Source organism: Fusobacterium sp. (genome assembly GCF_030528405.1).
Lineage (GTDB): Bacteria > Fusobacteriota > Fusobacteriia > Fusobacteriales > Fusobacteriaceae > Fusobacterium.
Genome location: NZ_JAUMYY010000033.1, coordinates 1 through 20,522, shown reverse-complemented (window position 1 = coordinate 20,522; position 20,522 = coordinate 1). Strand labels below are relative to the sequence as shown.

The window sequence follows — 20,522 nt, the reverse complement described above, 5'->3', positions numbered from 1 at the left end:
AAATATCTTGATTTTACATTAAGAATTTATATACTTATTTTTATAAAATTTTATGAATAATTATTGATTTTTAAAATTAATTTTTTTTAATTTTTTTCTATCTATTGCAATTTAAGTAAATAATTTTTATATAAAAATTTATTAAACTTTTATTTTATTTTTTTCTTTACATTATAAATTTTGTGTGATAAAACTATTATACAACACAATATATTGTGGCTTCTTTTTTTGTTCTAACAATATATTGTAAAATTACTAAAGTAAAGATTAATTGGGAGGATTATTACTATGATCAAAGTTTATGGAAAAGAAAATTGTGGGAAATGCAACTCATTAAAAAGTATTTTAATGGAAAAAAATGTTGACTTCGAATACATAGAAGATTTAAAAACTCTTATGATAGTTGCCAGCAAAGCAAAAATTATGAGTGCTCCAGTTATTGAATATAACAATAATGTTTATACTATGGAAGCTTTCTTAGAGGTGATTTAATGAATTTTGAAAAAAGAACTGTTATAAATAGAGAAGGCATTGTTGAAACTCTTAATATTGAAAAAATAAGAGAAAAATTAGTAAGAGCCTGTGATGGTCTAGACGTTAACATGGTAGAACTAGAAAGCAATATTGATTCCATATACGAAGAAAATATTACTACTCAAAAAATTCAAGCTTCTCTTATTAATGCAGCTGTTACTATGACAACTTTTGAAGAAAGTGATTGGTCTTATGTAGCTGGAAGACTTCTTATGATGGAAGCTGAAAGAGAAGTATATCATGCTAGAGGTTTCTCTTATAATAAGTTTCCTGAAACAGTAAAAAAATTAACTGATTTAAAACTCTATGATGAAAGATTACTTTCTTATTCTATTGAAGAATTAGATGAACTTTCTAAATATATAGATACCAGCAGAGATATGGTATATGACTATGCTGGTGCTAATATGCTTGTAAGTAGGTATTTAATAAAATACAATGGAAGAACTTTTGAACTTCCACAAGAAGTCTTTATGGTTATATCTATGATGCTTGCCCTAAATGAAACTAAAGAAAACAGATTAACTGTCGTAAAAGAATTCTATGATGCTCTCTCACTTAGAAAACTCTCTTTGGCAACACCAATTTTAGCTAATTTAAGAATACCTAATGGTAATCTCTCTTCTTGTTTTATAACTGCTATTGATGACAATATAGAATCCATTTTTTATAACATTGATTCTATTGCTAAAATTAGTAAAAATGGTGGTGGAGTAGGAGTAAATATTTCAAGAATAAGAGCTAAGGGTTCTATGGTAAATGGCTATTACAATGCAAGTGGAGGTGTCGTTCCTTGGATTAGAATTATTAATGACACTGCTGTTGCAGTAAACCAACAGGGAAGAAGGGCTGGAGCTGTAACTGTTGCTCTTGACACTTGGCATTTAGATATAGAAACTTTCTTAGAACTTCAAACTGAAAATGGAGATCAAAGGGGTAAAGCCTATGACATATATCCTCAAGTTGTCTGCTCTAACCTTTTTATGAAGAGAGTAAAAAATAATGAAAACTGGACTTTACTTGACCCTTATGAAGTAAGAAAAATTTTTGGGGTTGAACTTTGTGAGCTATATGGCTACGATTTTGAAGAAGTATACGAAAAAATTGAGCAGGATGAAAGAATAAAATTAAAAAAAGTTCTATCAGCAAAAGAATTATTTAAAAGTATTATGAAAACCCAATTAGAAAGTGGAATGCCGTATATTTTTTATAAAGATAGAGCAAATGAAATGAACCACAACTCTCATAAAGGAATGATAGGTAATGGCAATCTTTGTATGGAAAGTTTTTCTAACTTCAAACCGACAATTGATTTTAAAGAAACTGAAGACGGGAACACTTCTATAAGAACTAATGATATGGGAGAAATCCACACTTGTAATTTAATGTCTTTAAATCTTGCGGAGCTAAACGAACAAGAATTTGAAAAATATGTAGCTCTAGCTGTAAGAGCATTAGATAACACTATTGATTTAACTGTGACTCCTTTAAAAGAATCTAACAAACATAATTTATTATATAGGACTATTGGAATCGGAGCTATGGGACTTGCTGATTATTTGGCAAGAGAATATATGATCTATGAGGAATCTATAGAGGAAATCAACAATATTTTTGAAAGAATTGCTCTCTATTCAATAAAGGCTTCTGCTTTACTTGCTAAAGAAAGAGGTTCCTATATTGCTTTTAAAGGCTCTAAATGGGATAAAGGGTTATTTTATGGAAAAGATAATGAATGGTATAGAAAAAACTCTAAATTTAAAGATGAATGGGCTGAAGCTTTCTATCTAGTTGAAAGCCATGGTTTAAGAAATGGTGAGCTGACTGCAATTGCACCTAACACTTCTACATCATTACTTATGGGATCAACTGCTTCAGTAATACCTACTTTCTCAAGATTTTTTATTGAAAAAAATCAAAGAGGAGCTATTCCAAGAACCGTAAAATATTTAAAAGATAGATCTTGGTTCTACCCTGAGTTCAAAAATGTAAACCCTATAACCTATGTCAAAATAATGGCAAAAATTGGTTCATGGGTTACTCAAGGAGTTTCAATGGAATTACTTTTTGATCTCAATAAGGGAATTAAGGCTAAAGATATCTATGATACTTTAATTGCTGCATGGGAAGAAGGATGTAAATCAGTTTATTATATTAGAACAATTCAAAAAAATACCAATAATATCGCTGAAAAAGAGGAGTGTGAAAGCTGTAGTGGATAAGAAGAAATTATTTAATCCTGCTGGTGATGATACTTTAAATGCAAGAAAAATCATCAAAGGAAATTCTACCAATCTTTTTAATTTAAATAATGTAAAATTTCAATGGGCTAACCAATTGTATAGAACAATGATGGCTAACTTTTGGATACCAGAAAAAGTTGACTTAACTCAAGATAAAAATGACTATGAAAATTTGACTGTACCTGAAAGAGATGCCTATGATGGAATACTGTCCTTTTTAATATTTTTAGATAGTATACAAACAAATAATATTCCCAATATATCTGATCATGTAACAGCACCTGAAGTTAATTTATTACTTGCAATACAAACTTTCCAAGAGGCAATACATTCTCAGTCTTATCAATATATCATTGAATCAATACTTCCAAAACAAAGTAGAGATTTAATTTATGATAAATGGAGAGATGATAATATATTATTTGAAAGAAATAGTTTTATAGCAAAAATCTATCAAGATTTTATAGACAACGAATCTGATGAAAATTTTGCAAAAGTTTTGATTGCTAATTATCTTTTAGAGTCTTTATATTTCTACAATGGATTCAATTTCTTTTATTTATTAGCAAGTAGAAATAAAATGGTTGGGACATCTGATATAATAAGACTTATAAATAGAGATGAATTATCTCATGTTGTATTGTTTAGGTATATGGTAAAAGAAATTAAAAACGAATACCCTAATTTCTTCTCATCAGAAATTATTTATGATATGTTTAAAACAGCAGTTGAACAAGAAATTGCTTGGACTGAACACATCATAGGAAACAGGGTTTTAGGAATTACTTCTCAAACAACCGAAGCTTATACTAAATGGCTAGGAAATGAAAGGTTAAAATCTTTAGGACTAGAACCAATATTTACTGGTTTTAATAAAAATCCATATAAACATTTGGAGAGATTTGCTGATACTGAAGGTGAAGGAAATGTAAAATCTAATTTCTTTGAAGGTACAGTTACAAGTTATAATATGAGTTCTTCAATAGATGGATGGGAAGATTTTTAAAAAATAAAAAAAGCTGTTATGAATTGCACCCAAAATCTTGGGTTTAAGATTTTGGGTGCAATTTACTATAACAACTTTTATTTTTTTATTTAGTATAATCGTAGAATCCTTTTCCTGTCTTTTGTCCCAATCTATTTCCACGAACCATTTTTCTTAGTCTTTGATGAGCTCTGTATTTTGAATCTCCAGTTTCATGATATAAAACATCCATTATAGCAAGACATACATCTAAACCTATCAAATCTCCTAATGCTAAAGGTCCCATAGGATGATTTGCTCCTAATTTCATTGCAGCATCTATTCCTTCAACAGTTGCTATTCCTTCAGAATATATTCCTATAGCTTCATTTATCATAGGAACTAAAAGTCTATTTACAACAAAACCTCCTGCTTCTTCAACTTGTACAGGAACTTTTCCTATATCTTCCGATATAGCTTTAACCTTATCTACAACTTCTTGAGGTGTATCTAAACCAGCTATAACTTCCACTAATTTCATAACAGGAGCTGGATTAAAAAAGTGCATACCTATCATTGGTCTTTTAAGTCCTGATCCTATTTCTGTAATTGACAAAGAAGAAGTGTTAGTTGCAAACAATGTTTCAGGCTTACAGATTTCATCCAATTCTTTAAATGTTTGCTTCTTTATTTCCATGTTTTCAATTGCAGCTTCAATAATTAAATCACAATCAGCACATAGCTCTTTTGTTCCTGTAGTTATACTATTTAAAATTTTATCTGCAAAAGATTTTTCCATTTTTCCTTTTTCAACTCTTTTTTCAAAGCTTTTTTCAATTTTAGCCTTTCCATTTGCAGCAAAAGTTTCATTTATATCACAAAGTACAACTGTATATCCTTCACATTGTGCAAATGCCTGTGCAATACCAGATCCCATAGTTCCAGCACCAATAACTCCAATTTTCATAAAATTACCTCCATAATATTTTATTTATTTTTAAAAGCTTCTACTTTTCTTTTTTCTAAAAATGCCTTCATCCCTTCTCTTTGATCTTCTGTTTCAAAACATGAGGCAAATAATTTTTGTTCTATTATTATTGCTCTATCCATATCTGTATCTATTCCTGTATTTATAGCTTTTTTTGATGCTCTTACAGCAATTGGTGCATTTTTAGCAATTTTAGATGCCAATTTCATAGCTTCTTCCATTAAGCTTTCAAGAGCATAAACATGATTAACAAGCCCTATCTTTAAAGCTTCTTCAGCTTTTATATTATTTCCCGCATATATTAATTCTTTTGCTTTCCCAGGTCCAACTAATCTAGCTAATCTTTGAGTCCCTCCAAATCCTGGTGTTATTCCCAATCCAACTTCTGGTTGTCCAAAAACAGCATTTTCTGAACAAAGTCTTATATCACAAGCCATTGCAAGCTCACAACCTCCACCTAAAGAGAAACCATTTATAGCTGCAATAACTGGTAATGGAAATGTCTCTATTTTTCTAAAAACATCATTTCCTTTTTTTCCAAATTTTTCTGCTTCACTTGTACTTGCATTAGACATTTCAGAAATATCTGCACCAGCAACAAATGATTTTTCTCCAGCACCTGTTATAATAACAACCCTTGTTGTTTCTAAATCAATTTTATCAAATGTTTCTCTTAACTCATCTAAAACTTTACTATTTAGAGCATTTAAAGCATTAGGTCTACTAATTGTCAAAACTCCGATAAAATTTTCACATTTGTAAGATACAAATTCCATATTTATACCTCCTTAAAATTTAAAAATTCTCACTAATTATTTGTATTTATTAGTTTCATCATAACATAGATACACTAAAAAATCAATAAAAGAGCCTAATATTATTCAAAAAATCTTGCCATTTAATTTAGGCTATGCTATAATTTTTAAAAAATAAATTAAGTATCTTATTCAATAGGGAGTAGTTAGAAGTTCAGTATCAACATCACGAATTTTATTCTGGTACTGACACCAAACTTTGGTAACAAGACTTTTGATATGTTTTTTCATATCAAGAGTTTTTTTATTTGACACAGCAAAATATAAAAATTTTAGCTATTATTTTTATTATATTAAAACATATTGAGGAGTTTATATGAAACATTTTACAAAATCAAAAGAAAAATTATTTGAGGAATTTAATACAAATTCACAAGGTTTAAGTGATTCAGAGGTTGAAATTAGATTAAAAAAATATGGAAAAAATATACTTGTTGAAAAAGAAAAAGATGGTGTTTTTAAAATTTTCTTCAATCAATTTAAAGATTCTCTTGTTATAATACTTCTTACTGCCTCTGTTATTTCTTTTTTTTCTGGAAATAAAGAGAGCACTTTAGTTATTATCTTAGTTCTTATTTTAAATTCAATTCTAGGAACTATTCAATCTATAAAAGCTCAAAAATCATTAGATAGTTTAAAAAAAATATCCTCTCCTAAGTGTAAAGTTATAAGAAACGGTGAAAACCATGAAATTGATTCTGCTCTCGTAGTTCCTGGTGATATCGTTATAGTTGAAGCTGGAGATATTGTTCCTGCTGATGGTAGAATAATTGAAAATTTTTCTCTTCTTGTAAATGAAAACTCTTTAACTGGTGAATCCAATTCAATTGAAAAAAGTGATGAAGTCATAGACTACCATGACTCTGCTCTGGGCGATCAAATAAATATGGTTTTTTCTGGAAGTCTTGTGAATTATGGAAGAGCTAAGGTTTTAATAACAGAAACTGCTATGAAAACTGAACTTGGCAAAATAGCAACATTACTTGATAGCACTGTTGAAAGCGAAACTCCTTTACAAAAAGCTCTTAATATCTTTGGTAAGAAATTAACTATAGGAATCGTTATTCTCTGCACTTTTATATTTGCTGTCTACGTTTACTATGGTAACTCCATTTTAGATTCTCTTTTACTAGCTGTAGCTTTAGCTGTTGCAGCTATTCCAGAATCTTTAAACCCTATAATTACTATAATTTTATCTCTAGAAACAGAAAAATTATCTAAAGAAAATGCCATAGTTAAGGAGCTGAAGTCTATAGAAGCTCTTGGTTCAATATCTATCATTTGCTCTGACAAAACAGGAACCTTAACTCAAAATAAGATGACTGTTGAAAAAATTTTTATAAATGATGAATTAATTGATAGGAAAGATTTAAATCTCACTAATAAAACTCATGCTTTGCTTTTAAAATTTTGTATTTTATGCAGCGATGCAACTGATGTTGTTGGTGATCCAACAGAAACTGCACTAATACATTTAGCTCAGAGCTATAATTATGATTTTAAAGATATTAGAAATACTAACTCCAGACTTTCTGAAATTCCTTTTGATTCAGTTAGAAAGCTTATGACTGTATCTTATAAATTAGATGATAAAATTACCGTTTTTACTAAAGGAGCTTTTGATTCTTTAGTCTCTAAATTCACATATTATATAGATAAAAATGGTCAAATTTCTGAAATAAATAAGGAATTTTTAAAGAAAATTGAAAGTACAAATAACTCTCTGGCTGAAGATGGACTAAGAGTCTTAACTTTTGCTTTAAAATATACAGATAAAGAGAAAACTATTTCCATTGATGATGAAAACAATTATATTTTTTTAGGAATGATTGCTATGATTGATCCACCTAGAGAGGAGTCAAAATTTGCTGTTCAAGAATGTATAAGAGCAGGAATTAAACCTATTATGATTACAGGAGATCATAAAGTTACAGCAAGAACTATTGCCAAAAATATTGGAATTTTTAAAGAAGGAGATATGGTTCTTGAAGGTGTTGAGCTGGAAAAAATGTCAGATGAAGAACTTGAAAAGAATGTTGATAAAATTTCTGTCTATGCAAGGGTTTCTCCTGAGCATAAAATTAGAATTGTCAATGCTTGGCAAAAATTAGGAAAAATATGTGCTATGACTGGTGACGGAGTTAATGATGCTCCTGCTCTAAAAAAGGCTAATATAGGAATTGCTATGGGAATAACTGGAACTGAAGTTTCTAAAAATGCAGCCTCTTTAATTTTGGCAGATGATAACTTTTCAACTATAGTAAATGCAATAATAAGGGGAAGAAATGTATATAGAAATATTAAAAACTCTATAGGTTTTTTACTTTCTGGAAATACTTCTGCTATACTTGCTGTTATGTATACATCGTTTACAAATTTACCTATTATTTTTTCTCCAGTGCAATTACTATTTATAAATTTATTAACAGACAGTTTACCTTCCATAGCTGTTGGAGTTGAACCTATGAATTTAGATATCCTAGATGAGAAACCAAGAGATCCTAATGAAGCTATACTTACAAGGTATTTTTCATCTAAACTTCTATTTGAAGGTCTTTTACTTGCAACCTTTATAATCATAGCATTTTATATAGGTTTAAAAGATAGCCCAGCAAAAGCATCAACTATGGCATTTGCAACTCTATGCTTAGCTAGACTATTCCATGGATTTAATTATAGAGGACAAAAAAATGTTTTTTCAATAGGTTTCTTTAAAAATAAATTTGCTATCTTAGCTTTTCTAATAGGGCTTGCTTTATTAAATGCTGTTCTTTTAAGTCCTATATTATATAAAACTTTTGGAATAACAAAACTAGATACAATCAACTTTATCCAAATTTATACTTTAGCTTTAATACCAACTATATTTATACAAGTTCGTAAAGCTATTAAATATAAATAATAAATCTTTTGTAGGGCTATTACAAATTAGATTTTAAAAAGTTTTCTCTGTCATCCTAAATATAAAATTTCAATATTTTTGAAAAGTATAGCTTTAATAAAAATATTAGAAATTATTATTAGATATGACTCCAAAACACCTACAAATCTTTAAATTGTAATAGCCCATTTTTTATAGAAAGTAGCTTAACAACTTTATTATTCAATGCTTCTACTTGATTTTTATATGGGGTTATAATTCCAATTTTATCTGAATCTAAAGTATATTCAGGTACAATTTTTTTTAATTTACTTTACAACATACTTTCCATTATTTCTTTATCCTTTAAAAGAACATTTAAATCTCTACTAAAATCATACTCTAAAACTATTTTTGCAGTCGGAGTATATCTTTTTACATACTCTACAATTTTTTTGTAATCTATTTTACCATTAAAAATTGTTTCATGACTATCAAAAATACCATCATTATTATGGAAATGAAATCCTAAGATATGATTTTTTAATCTTCTTATACAATTTTCTATATTCCATTCATTTAAAAATGCATGACCTATATCAATTAAACATTTATAATTATTTTCTAAAATTAATTCTTCGTACTCGTCTTGTGAAAAGATCATATTCTCCCTTATTCCTACATTTTCTACAACTATATTTACATTGTATTTCTTACCTAACTTTATTAGATAATCAATTTTTTTTATAATACTGGTTTTTAAATCATCATCAATAATCTTACTTGGGATACCTTCATTTGTATGTAAAACAAGAAAAGAAGGCTTATATTTTTCTATGATTTTTAAACTTTCTTCGTAACTATATAAAGTTTTTTTCCAACCTTCTTCTGTTAAATCTGCTAAATTACATCTTCTAAAAGGTCCATGAAAGGAAATTGACGTAAATTCATAATTTTGAAGAATTTTTAACATTTTTTTATTGTAATTTTCATCTAAAGGTTCTATAAACAACTCTAAATTTTTAATTTTATTTTCAGTTAAAAATTCTATTATTTCTTCATAATTTTTTTCATACAGGATTAAATCACTTATATGTACTAAATTTTTTTCCAATTTTCTCTCCTTACTAGATTTTAAAATAAAAGATTAGGTAAAAATAGTACTATTTTGGGAATATAAGTTAAAAGAAATAGTATTACAAGTAAAGTAATTAAAAAAGGAATTATTTCTTTAATAAAGTCTTGAATTTTTACTTTTAATAATGAACAAGTTAAAAACATCATTGAACCAAAAGGTGGAGTTATACCTCCTATCATTATATTAACTACCATCACTATTCCTAAATGTAATGGATCTATTCCCATTTTTGTAGCTGCAGGTATTAATAAAGGTGCTAGTATTATCATCGCTGCACCCCCATCAATAAACATTCCCACAAATAATAATAGTAAATTTATTAAAAACAATAATGTACTAGGACTACTACTAAAATTCAAAAGAATTTCTGTTATCTTATAAGGTATTCTTTCCCAACTTAAATATGAACCAAACACATTTGCAGCTATTATAATGAACATTACAGAACTCGTTCCCAATACCGTTTCTCTTAGTATATCTCTAATTCTTTTAAATTCTAACTCTTTATAGATAAAAATTCCTATTAAACTTGTTATTATAACTGCCATTGCTCCAGCCTCAGTTGGAGTAAACATTCCTATTCTCATACCTAATATTATTACAAAAGGCATTATTAAAGCCCATATAGATTCTTTTAGCTGCTTTAAGATTTCTTTAAAAGATGCTACTTTTTCTCGTACAGGATTATAATTCCTTTTTTTTGAAATTATATAAACTGTTATCATCAAAGCGATAGAAATTATAAAACCTGGAACATAACCAGCTATAAACATTTTTGTGACTGAAACATTCGATAATAAAGCATATATTATTAAAACTATTCCAGGTGGAATTATTGGACTAACAATAGACGAAGCTGCTGTTATAGCTCCTGAAAATTCTTTTGAGTAGCCTCTTTTTACCATTTCTGGTACTAATATTTTACATTGCATTGCTGCATCCGCATTAGCTGAACCAGATATCCCCGCCATTAAAACACTTAACACTATATTTACTTGTGCCAATCCTCCAATCATATGCCCCGTTAAAACTTCAGCCATACTCATAAGCCTTTTACTTATTCCAGAATAGTTCATTATAGAACCTGCCATAATAAAAAATGGTATCGCTAATAAAGGAAAAGATTCTGCACTTCTAATAAAATTTTGCATTATTAAATCTAAATCCATACTAGTATCAATAAAAGCAAAGAAAAAAAGTGTTGAACCCATCAATGCAAAACAGATAGGTATATTTATAAAAAATAGTATAAATAATATAAATATTGGAATAAAAGCTTCCATTTTATTTCCCACCTTCTTTTCTAATTTCCTTAACTTTTCTATAAACATCTATTGCTGAATAAATGAATATTAAAAAGAATCCAATAACAAGTGAAAAATTTACATATATTGAAGAAATTCCTAATACTGCTGTTGGTTTTAAACGTGCAGCTAAGGCAAAAGTAAAACTTAAGTATGCAAAAGCTGCATTCATAGTCATAACTATTAAGCTTATTAAAAGTTCTATATAAATTTTTGTCTTATTTTTAAATACTTGTGTTAGTATATCTATACCCATATGCATTTTTTGTCTATAACAACTTGCTCCTCCTATAAATACGGACCATATAAAACATATTGTTGCAATTTCTTCCGCACTTCTTATTGGTGAATTAAAAAAATATCTCATACTTATATTTAATATCACAACTATTACTGTTATTATTAAAAAGAATCCTGCAATATACTCATCTAATTCCAATATTTTTTTCATATTTCCACCAACTATTTATTAATTTCTGCTCTTATTTTTTCGTATATATTTTCAGAAAATCCTGGAAACTCATCATAAACTTTTTTTGTTTTTTCCTGAAAAGCTTCTAAATTTACTTTATTTAAAAGCATTCCATTATTCTCTATATCTTTTCTATATTGTTCATCTAATTCATACATCTTTTTAATATTATCTTCTGCTGCTTGCTTAATTTCCGTTTCAATAATTTTTTTCTGCTCATCTGTAAAAGAGTTCCAAACTTTTGTAGATATATAAACTCCACCTGTTCCTAAAAAATGCCCAGATAAAGCTACATTTTTTCTAAGTTCATATAGTTTACTATTTGACATAAAAGAAAAAGTTGTTTCTGTTCCATCAATTACCTTTTGTTGTAGTGCACTTACTGTTTCACTCCATGGCATTGCTACTGGATTAGCTCCAAGAGCATTAAATGTATCTATCCATAATTTACTAGCTGGAACTCTAAGCTTTACACCTTTTAAATCTTCAGGCTCTTTTATAATTTTGTCTGTTACTATATGTCTAAAACCAAAAATAAAATCTAAAGAAAGAACTTTTATCCCCTTTTCTTCAGCTTGTTTTTCTAAATCTTTTACAAAATTACTGCTTGTTACTTTTGTGTAATCTTCATATGTCTCATACAACATAGGTCCAACCAAAGCAGTAAAGTCTGGAATATAGTCTCCTATATAGCTAGGGTCTACTACTGATATAAAATCACTCCCTCTTAATACTTGCTCAATCGCATCTTTATAAGATGGTAATTCGCCATTTGGATAAACTTGAAATTCTATCTCTCCTTTTAATTTTTCATTTATTCTATCTGCTGCTTGTGATATGTATATATGTGTCGGTTCAGATGTTTGAAATACATGGCTTATTTTTATTATTCTAGTTTTCTTCTCTTTTTCTTTACCACAGGCTATTAGTAAAAATATTGACATTAATACCACAAATAAAACTCTACTTTTTTTCATATTTTTCCTCCCTTAATTTTAATTTCTCTTACACTTTCTCTTTCTATAATCTTAATTTCAGTTTTCTCTATACCTCCTTTCTCTTCATTAAAAATTTTTATTAAATTATATATTGCTTTTTCAGCAATATTATTTCCCAAATGATTGACACTTGTTATTCTAGGCTTAGTGTATTCACATAGCTTCATATCATCATAACCTATTATTGAAATATCTTCTGGTACTCTTATATTATATTTTTCCAATGCTTTTATAACACCATATGCTATGTAATCATTTCCAGCAAATATGGAACTGTACTCTAATTTTTTACTTTTATTTATCTCATTTTCTATTAGTTTAAAAGCAGTTTCTTCATTATATTTTCCAAAGATTATTTTTTTGTATTCTATATTATTGCTTTTTAAGCATTCTAAATATCCTCTTGCTCTCTCTATAGAAGTTTTTCTTCTTATTTCTCCACTTAAATGTAAAATTTTAGTATGACCTTTTTCTAATAAATAGTTAGTTGCTAAATAACCACCCTTAAAGTGATCTGATTTTATTGTTGTTATGCAACTTGAAAATATTTCTTTTTCATAATCAACTAAAACAGCTTTATATTTTAACTCATTGAAGTAATCTATCTCTTTTATTTTCTTTCCACCAGCTATTACTATTGCTCCATCAATTAGTCCATTTTCAAAAAATTTTTTCCAGTTTGAAAGTTTAGATGATATATAAGAAACTAGTACAATATAACCTAAGTTTTCTGCCATATCTATTATTTGTGAAATTAATTCAGAATAATAAAAAGAATCGGAAATTTTTTTAGGTAGTTCTTGATTCTTATTTGACTTTCCTGTATAAACTAATAAGCCTATTATCTGTGATTTCTTTCCTGCTAATTTCTGAGCAGATAAATTTGGATAGTATTCATATTCCTCTATTATTTTAAGAACTTTTTCTTTTGTATCCTTAGAAACATCTGAATAATTATTAATTACTTTAGATACTGTACTTCTTGAAACTCCTGCTAATTTAGCTATCAATTTACTATTCAAAGCTCAATCTCCTTTTTTCTAACGCGTGTTCGTAAGTTAAAAAAATAAAAAATAAATTTTTATTTTATAATATCATATTTTATTTAAACTGTAAATATTAAGATATATATCTTTGATATGGAACTTCTTTGTTAATTTTTAACAAAAAATAGTTCCAGATTTTACTTTTCTGGAACTATATAAAAATTTATTTGATTTTTTCATCAACACCATTTGGCACAGAACCTCTTAAAGTCATATGCTTTTTTATAAAATTTATCTATTTAGCTCAACAAACTGAAATTTATCTTCCTAATATTGGGCTAACAATTTTTTTATATTTTCTTTAATTCATTTAGTTTTATAACATCACAGCCTTTTTTAGTATAGTATTCTATCATTTCAGGAATCTTTGCTTTGTTATAGCTCGTTATTCCATCAGAAATGACATGCACAGTGTATCCTGATTTTGCCATATTATAACAAGTAGATTTTACGCATTCAGTAGCATCAGCTCCTGTAACATAAAATTCAGTGATTTCGTTTGCATCAATAAAAGACTTAAAATCCTCAGATGTTAGGGCATTTCCTTTGCTTTTAATAAATATGTTATCTGAAATTACATTTAAATCTGGAACAAATTCAGCTCCTCTAGTTCTGGGTTTAAAATATTTAGCACTAGGGGTTAAATCATTGTGTTTTATATAAACAATATGCCATTTGTTGACTTTTGCCATATCTATAGCTTTATTAATATTGTCTATTATGTCTTTATAATTTTTAGTAATGTCGTTTTGAATGTCAATTACGATTAAAGCTGTTTTTTTCATTTGTAATTCCTCCTACAACTTCAAATTTATCAGCCACTGTTTTGATAAAAACCTCCCGCTAAAATAATGGAAAACTTTCTAAACAATTTACTTAAATTCAATAACTCCCTCTAGAACCTACTTCTTCTTGCTTTTAGTATCAAAACAGTATTATTCAGAGAATTTCGCTATATCCAAACCTCTAAAAATCTATATTTTTAGTCGTTTTGAAACAGTAACATATTTGTTACTATCACTCCCACTCAATAGTCGCAGGTGGCTTAGAAGAAATATCATAGGTCAACCTATTGATCCCCTTAACCTCATTTAAAATTCTATTTGAAACTTTTTCCAAAAATTCAAATGGCAAATGTGACCAAGTTGCAGTCATAAAATCAATAGTATTCGCAGATCTCAAAACAGCAGTGTATTCATAAGTTCTTTCATCTCCCATAACACCAACAGATTTTACAGGAAGTAAAACTACAAAAGCTTGGCTAACCTTGTTGTATAAATCAGCCTTCCTTAGCTCCTCTATAAATATTGCATCTGCTTCTCTTAAAATATCAGCCTTCTCCTTTGAAACTTCTCCTAAAATCCTTATTCCAAGACCAGGACCTGGAAAAGGATGTCTGTCAATCATATAATCTGGAATCCCCAATTCTCTTCCAACTTGCCTAACTTCATCCTTAAATAACTCTCTAAGTGGTTCCAATAACTCAAATTTTAAATCTTCTGGAAGCCCTCCAACATTGTGATGTGATTTTATAGTCGCAGATGGGCCTTTAACTGAAACAGACTCTATTACATCTGGGTAAATAGTTCCCTGTGCAAGAAAATCAGCATCTTGCAATTTTTTTGCTTCTTCATTGAATACTTCGACAAATTCTTTTCCTATAACTTTTCTTTTAGCTTCTGGCTCACTTACTCCTACAAGTTTAGATAAAAATCTTTCTTCAGCATCTATACATTTAATATTAATATCGAAGTTCTTAGCATAAATTTCCATAACTTGTTTAGCTTCATCTTTTCTTAAAAGTCCCGTATCAACAAAAATACAAGTTAATTGTTTTCCTATGGCTTTATTGATAAGAGCAGCTGCAACAGATGAATCAACTCCACCAGAAAGACCCAATATAACTTTCTTATTTCCTACTTTCTCTTTTATTTCTTTAACTGTATTTTCAATATAGTTACCCATAGACCAATTTTTTTCACAGTTAGCAACATTAAATATAAAATTTTTAAGCATCTCTGTTCCATGTTCAGAATGAGTCACTTCTGGATGATATTGAAAAGCATATAAATTTCTATCCTTATTTACAATCGCTGCCACACAAGAATCTGTATGTGCTATGATTTTAAATCCCTCTGCCACCTTTGTCACATGATCACCATGGCTCATCCAGACTCTAGTTTTGTTTGGTATATTTTTATATAATGGATTTTCTAAATCATCGATTAGAAGTTCTGCCTTTCCAAACTCTTGTTTATCAGCCCTTTCAACCTCTCCACCAAATAAATGAGTTAAAAGTTGCATTCCATAACAAAGTCCTAATACAGGAATTTTTTTATCGAAAAGTTTTTTATCAAGCGTAGGTGCTCCTTCTGTATAAACAGAAGCAGGCCCTCCAGATAAAATTATTCCCTTAGGTTCTTTTGCAAAAATATTTTCTATGTTCTCATGAAAAGGTAAAACTTCAGCATAAACTCCCATTTCTCTAACTCTTCTAGCTATCAATTGACTGTATTGAGATCCAAAGTCAATAATGATAATACTATTTTTTTTCATTTATAACCTCCATCAGTATAAAATTTAATTTTTTAAATTTAAAATCGTTATTTATTAGTATAACAAAAATATTTTTTTTTTACAAGAAAGTAACCTTATGAAACAATCTAAATTTCAACAGTAGTTATCATATTAATAAATATAATAAAAATTTTTAAATTTATACTTTCCTATTACTAAAAAAAGCAATTAATTATAAAATTAACTGCTCTGTTCTAAGAGAATATTTTTTATCTTAGGATTCACAAGTTCACTTATGTCTTCTCCATTTTTCAATCTCTTTCTAATTTCAGTTGAAGAAAAATCAAAATAGGGATTTTCAAGATAAATAATGTTTTTATGTTTTTCATCAAAAATTGCTCCATTGTAATTTTTTCTTTTTAAGACGACTAATTTAGAAAGCTCTAAAATTTCTTTATAATTTTTCCAAGTTTTAAAATTTTCTAAAGAGTCCTCTCCTATTATTTCAAAAAATTCATTTTCTTTTCCATAGATATCCAAAAGTTCTAGAAGTGTATCATAGGTATAGGAAGTTTTTTTTCTTCTTATTTCTATATCTGATACTTCTATTTTTTCATCTTCTTCAAAAACTTTTTTGCAGAGTTCTAATCTAAAAAGAGAATTGGCATGTTCGTCTTCTCTGTGTGAAGGTATTCCCACGGGTATCACAAGTAATTTATCTAAATTTAATTCTCTAACTACAAGTCTTGCTATTTGTTCGTGCCCAAGATGTATAGGATTAAAACTTCCTCCATAAATTCCTATTTTCATAAATTTACTCCAGATAGAATTTCTTTTAAATCTGTATTTAAATAAAAATCATCTTCAAAATATTTGCTCAAAGTATTTTTGAACTTATTTATATTTTTTAAAGAATAATTAACAACAACTCTATTAAATATTTTTAAATACATTTCTTTATCTTCATTCCAATTTTTATAGTTAATTTCTAAGGCTTCATTTGAAGAATTTATATAAGTAGAAAACTCATCTCTAATTTTACTTAGATATGATATTATAATAAAAAACAAATTTTCATCATATTTATATTCTTTAAAAATTTTCTCAAGTGCAAAAACAAAAAATAATTTCATATCTTTAGGATTTCCCATCAAAGCAAAATTATATAGAATTTCAAAAAAATCTTTTTCACTTCTTAAATAAAGCTCTTTAGCAAATATTTTAGAAAAATCTAAACTTCCTGAAACTAATGTTTTCATCAAATTTAATCTCAACTCTTTTAAATTTAAATTTGAACTTCTCTCTATCTTCTTTAAATTCTGTTTTTCTTCTGGATAAGAATATTTTACTATATAGTTAGCTAGCTTAGTTATATCTTCTGAAAAAGTAAAAAGTAATATTATAGGATTATATTCTTTTAAAGAAATATTTGCCATATCATCAATTTTAAAGTAAGCTCTTCTATTATAAAAAGGACTGAAATAAGATAAAACTTCATATTTCCCTTTTTCTTCTATCATGGTCTTTATATTTTCTAAATTTTTCTCTCTTAAAATCTCAACTTTTATATCTTTTTTCATATTTATCCTCTAATTCAGCTACAATTTTAAAATTTAGCTTTCACATCTTTAAAGTATTGTCTTCCAACATAGTAAATTCTATTTTTAGCACAAACAAATTTGTCATATTTAAATTTATTGGTAATTTAACTAAGTCTTTTTCCGTTGTAACTACATAGTCAGCTCCCATTATTTCTGCTTTTTTCTTTATAAAGGCTATGTCCTTAGGTTTAAAATTATGATGATCTTTAAAATCTATTCTTTCAACATAGACAGGCCCCAAAGAAAGAATTGTTTTTTCAAAGTTTACTGGATTAGCAAGTCCCGAAAAAATTAAAACTCTTTTTCCTTTTAACCAGAACAATGGCTTCATATTTCCCTTTAAATCACAGAGTTTACTCACACCATGTTTTGCAACTGATACTTCTTTACAAAACTTTCTTTTCAAATAATTTTTTATTCTTCCCAGCTCTCTTTCAGTTACTAAATCTGATTTTGTTACAATAAATTCAGTCGCTCTTTTAGCTGCTTTTTTAAAATCTTCTCTAAGTAAGCCAGCAGGCAGTAATTTCCCAAAGCCAAAAGGGTTTGTAGAATCAATTAAAACTATATCCCTATCTCTGTATAACTTTCTGTGTTGAAAACCATCATCTAAAATTATAGTATCTATATCGTAATGTTTTTTAGCAAACATACAAGCCTTATATCTATTTGCTCCAACTATAACAGGAACTTTTAAATTAAGAGCATGTATATAAGGCTCATCCCCACTCTCTTGTGGACTTGCAAATATAACCATACCATCACTTACAAGAAGTGGTTCTCTTTTTCTCTTGCCTTTATACCCTCTTGATACCACTGCAACCTTTTTACCCTGTTCCATCAACTTTTTTACAAAAAAGTGGACAGCTGGAGTTTTTCCTGTTCCTCCAACAGTAATATTCCCTATACAAAAAATTTCTACTCCATCTATACGCCTAACGAGTAGTAGCTTTTTATTGTATAAAAAGTTTCTAAAAGTTGTTATAAAAAGATATATATAGGATAATATCCTCATATTTTCCCCCAATTCTAAAAATAGTTCTTAAAATTTCACAGGAACTATTTTTGAAATTCCAATTTCTTTGTTCATTGTAACACCAAAAATGCTATCTGATTCCTTCATTGTATCTTTGTTATGTGTTATTAAAATAAATTGAGATTTATCTGTAAATTCTCTTAACTTATTTAAAAGATTTTTTGTATTTTTTTCATCAAGAGCAGCTTCAATTTCATCAAGGAAAGTAAAAGGACTTGGTTTATACATAAATATAGCCATTATAAAAGCTATTGCAACCATAGATTTTTCTCCTCCTGATAAGAGAGAAAGAGGCTGCTTTTTCTTATTTTTAAATTTTACAAAAATTTCTATACCACAATTCTCAAAATCCTCTTGATTTATAAGGTTTAACCTTCCCTCTGTATTCCTTATTGTGTCCTCACACATCTTATTGAAGTTATCATTAATCTCGCTATAGGTCTTATAAAACTCATCATGAATTTTCTCATCTATTTCTTGTATCATATCTAAAAGAGTTTTTCTAGCTTTTACTATATCATCCCTCTGAGTTGAAATAAAATCATATTTAGCTCTAAGCTCTTTAAATTCCTCAATTGCAAGTAAATTAACATCTCCAAAGTTTGAAAGTTTCAAGTCTAAAGTCCTTAAATTTTCCTTCGCTGATTTAATCTTTTCAACATTTACTTCTTGAGCAGTTATATCTTGAAGATTTAGTAAAGCTTCATTTATAAGCTCCATCTCAATTTTAATTTTTTCTAAGCTTTCTACAAGTTTTTGTAATTTATCATTTTCATGTAAAGATTTTGAATCCAAGTCAGACTTCTCTTTCAGTAAAATTTTTTCTTCTTCATTTAGACTGATTTCTCTTTCACTTAGTCTTTCTATATCTTTATTCTCTGTATTATAGATTTTTGAATAGTTTTCTATTTCAACTAATAAAGTGTTTTCTAGCTCAACCAACTCTATTATTTGAGCCTCTATAAGAGATATCTTTTCCTCTAAATTACTTTTTTCTTCAAAAAGTTCTGCTTCCTCTTTTTTTATTCTTTTCATAGTTTCTTCTATTTGTTCTATCTTATCTCTATTGTTAAGATAGAGTATTCTTATATCTGCAAACTTTTTATTTAAATCTCCTATCTCAGAATTATGTCTCTCAAAGGATTTCTCTTCATCAATTAGCTCAAGATTTAAAAGTTTAATCAAATTTTCTATTTTTTCTTTTTCACTTGTAGATGTATCTATTCTATTTGAAAATTCTTTTGCATACTTTTCTTCGTCTTCTATATTGGTCTTTGCTATTGCTATCTCTCTTTGTAATCTTTCCAGTCTCTCATTTATCGTGGTAAAATCCTCTTTAAAAATATTCAATTGTTTACGACAATTTTCTTCTTTAATGTCTATATCATCTATTTCATTTTCATAATCTTCAAGTTTTTTATTCAGACTTTCTCTTTCTCTATCTCCAATTTTTATTTTAGCTCTTATGGCTTTTAAACTTTCTTCCAGATTTTTTATTTCCTTTTTTCTTTCAAGTATTTGGCTGATTCCAGATTTTTGATTCTCACCACCTGTAATTCTACCTCTTGAACTCATAAGCTCACCCGAAAGAGTAACTACATTTCCTGAAAAAAGATTGTTTTTTATTATATCAATAGCTATATCAATATTTTCCACTATGAGTAGATTTCCAAGAATAAAATCTACAACTTTTTTATATCTATCATTCACTTCAACCAAATCTGCAGCAAGTCCTAATACTCCTGAAATATTAGCTTTAAATTCTCTTTTATTTGGCTTTATTAAATCAAGAGCTAAAAAAGATGCCCTACCGATTTTTTTTTCATTCAAAAAATTTATAGCTTTTTTCGCTACCTCTTTATTTTCAACAATTATATCTTGCAAATTTCCTGGAATAGCCGCTTCTATTGCTTTTTCAAATCTGGATTCAAAACTTATAAGTGAAATAAATACTCCAGATATTCCAGATATTCCACTATTTAGAATCTCTTTTACTCCTCTGTTGA

The 20,522-nt window shown here is 27.9% G+C and carries 16 protein-coding genes and 1 pseudogene; 4 read left to right on the top strand and 13 right to left on the bottom strand.

The annotated features are described in order from the left end of the window. Positions 1-288: 288 nt before the first annotated feature. Genes Q4A58_RS06230 through Q4A58_RS06220 form a run of 3 tightly spaced genes read left to right on the top strand, consistent with a single transcriptional unit; the run spans position 289 to position 3,783 of the window. Entirely contained in the window at positions 289-492 is a 204-nt protein-coding gene (locus Q4A58_RS06230; protein ID WP_303117534.1) for a glutaredoxin domain-containing protein, read from the top strand. Beyond that, positions 492-2,756, top strand: coding sequence for a ribonucleoside-diphosphate reductase subunit alpha (locus Q4A58_RS06225; protein ID WP_303117532.1), 2,265 nt, complete (start codon positions 492-494; stop codon positions 2,754-2,756). Before Q4A58_RS06230 ends, Q4A58_RS06225 begins: the two co-directional genes overlap by 1 nt. Beyond that, positions 2,749-3,783: a ribonucleotide-diphosphate reductase subunit beta gene (locus tag Q4A58_RS06220; RefSeq protein WP_303117536.1), complete on the top strand. Its 1,035-nt coding sequence runs from the start codon at positions 2,749-2,751 to the stop codon at positions 3,781-3,783. Before Q4A58_RS06225 ends, Q4A58_RS06220 begins: the two co-directional genes overlap by 8 nt. Positions 3,784-3,868: 85 nt before the next feature. Here Q4A58_RS06220 and Q4A58_RS06215 read toward each other — a convergent pair whose 3' ends face one another. Together Q4A58_RS06215 and Q4A58_RS06210 are read right to left on the bottom strand one after the other, a co-directional pair. Next, complete coding sequence (locus Q4A58_RS06215) at positions 3,869-4,708, bottom strand: 3-hydroxyacyl-CoA dehydrogenase NAD-binding domain-containing protein (protein WP_303117531.1); 840 nt, start codon at positions 4,706-4,708, stop codon at positions 3,869-3,871. Between the two features lie 20 nt (positions 4,709-4,728). After that, positions 4,729-5,505 carry an enoyl-CoA hydratase-related protein gene (locus Q4A58_RS06210; protein WP_303117529.1) on the bottom strand — a complete coding sequence of 259 codons (777 nt, stop codon included), beginning with the start codon at positions 5,503-5,505 and terminating at the stop codon, positions 4,729-4,731. 355 nt (positions 5,506-5,860) lie between these two features. Here Q4A58_RS06210 and Q4A58_RS06205 point away from each other — a divergent pair, with 355 nt between their 5' ends. Next, positions 5,861-8,446, top strand: coding sequence for a cation-translocating P-type ATPase (locus tag Q4A58_RS06205; protein WP_303117527.1), 2,586 nt, complete (start codon positions 5,861-5,863; stop codon positions 8,444-8,446). Between the two features lie 292 nt (positions 8,447-8,738). Here the strand turns inward: Q4A58_RS06205 and Q4A58_RS06200 are convergent, their stop codons facing one another. The 11 genes and pseudogenes from Q4A58_RS06200 to Q4A58_RS06150 all read right to left on the bottom strand — a co-directional run. After that, on the bottom strand, positions 8,739-9,518 hold the full coding sequence (locus Q4A58_RS06200) for a sugar phosphate isomerase/epimerase (protein WP_303117526.1): 780 nt from the start codon (positions 9,516-9,518) through the stop codon (positions 8,739-8,741). Positions 9,519-9,538: 20 nt separating this feature from the next. Further along, on the bottom strand, positions 9,539-10,825 hold the full coding sequence (locus Q4A58_RS06195) for a TRAP transporter large permease (protein ID WP_303117524.1): 1,287 nt from the start codon (positions 10,823-10,825) through the stop codon (positions 9,539-9,541). Between the two features lies 1 nt (position 10,826). Continuing rightward, positions 10,827-11,297: a TRAP transporter small permease gene (locus Q4A58_RS06190; RefSeq protein ID WP_303117522.1), complete on the bottom strand. Its 471-nt coding sequence runs from the start codon at positions 11,295-11,297 to the stop codon at positions 10,827-10,829. Positions 11,298-11,308: 11 nt separating this feature from the next. Then, complete coding sequence (locus Q4A58_RS06185; protein WP_303117520.1) at positions 11,309-12,295, bottom strand: C4-dicarboxylate TRAP transporter substrate-binding protein; 987 nt, start codon at positions 12,293-12,295, stop codon at positions 11,309-11,311. Then, positions 12,292-13,338, bottom strand: coding sequence for a LacI family DNA-binding transcriptional regulator (locus Q4A58_RS06180; protein ID WP_303117518.1), 1,047 nt, complete (start codon positions 13,336-13,338; stop codon positions 12,292-12,294). The genes Q4A58_RS06185 and Q4A58_RS06180 overlap by 4 nt, the downstream gene beginning before the upstream one ends. 314 nt (positions 13,339-13,652) lie before the next feature. Further along, positions 13,653-14,147, bottom strand: coding sequence for a cysteine hydrolase family protein (locus Q4A58_RS06175; RefSeq protein WP_303117516.1), 495 nt, complete (start codon positions 14,145-14,147; stop codon positions 13,653-13,655). 232 nt (positions 14,148-14,379) lie between these two features. Next, positions 14,380-15,918, bottom strand: coding sequence for a glutamine-hydrolyzing GMP synthase (guaA, locus tag Q4A58_RS06170; protein ID WP_303117515.1), 1,539 nt, complete (start codon positions 15,916-15,918; stop codon positions 14,380-14,382). Positions 15,919-16,119: 201 nt separating this feature from the next. Continuing rightward, on the bottom strand, positions 16,120-16,689 hold the full coding sequence (nadD, locus tag Q4A58_RS06165; RefSeq protein WP_303117513.1) for a nicotinate (nicotinamide) nucleotide adenylyltransferase: 570 nt from the start codon (positions 16,687-16,689) through the stop codon (positions 16,120-16,122). Further along, positions 16,686-17,459, bottom strand: coding sequence for a hypothetical protein (locus Q4A58_RS06160; protein WP_303117512.1), 774 nt, complete (start codon positions 17,457-17,459; stop codon positions 16,686-16,688). The genes nadD and Q4A58_RS06160 overlap by 4 nt, the downstream gene beginning before the upstream one ends. Before the next feature lie 40 nt (positions 17,460-17,499). Continuing rightward, positions 17,500-18,495 (bottom strand): tetraacyldisaccharide 4'-kinase, encoded by a 996-nt coding sequence (lpxK, locus tag Q4A58_RS06155; protein WP_303117510.1) that lies wholly within the window; start codon positions 18,493-18,495, stop codon positions 17,500-17,502. A 27-nt stretch (positions 18,496-18,522) separates the two neighbouring features. After that, positions 18,523-20,522: pseudogene (locus Q4A58_RS06150) on the bottom strand (chromosome segregation protein SMC); the annotation flags it as partial.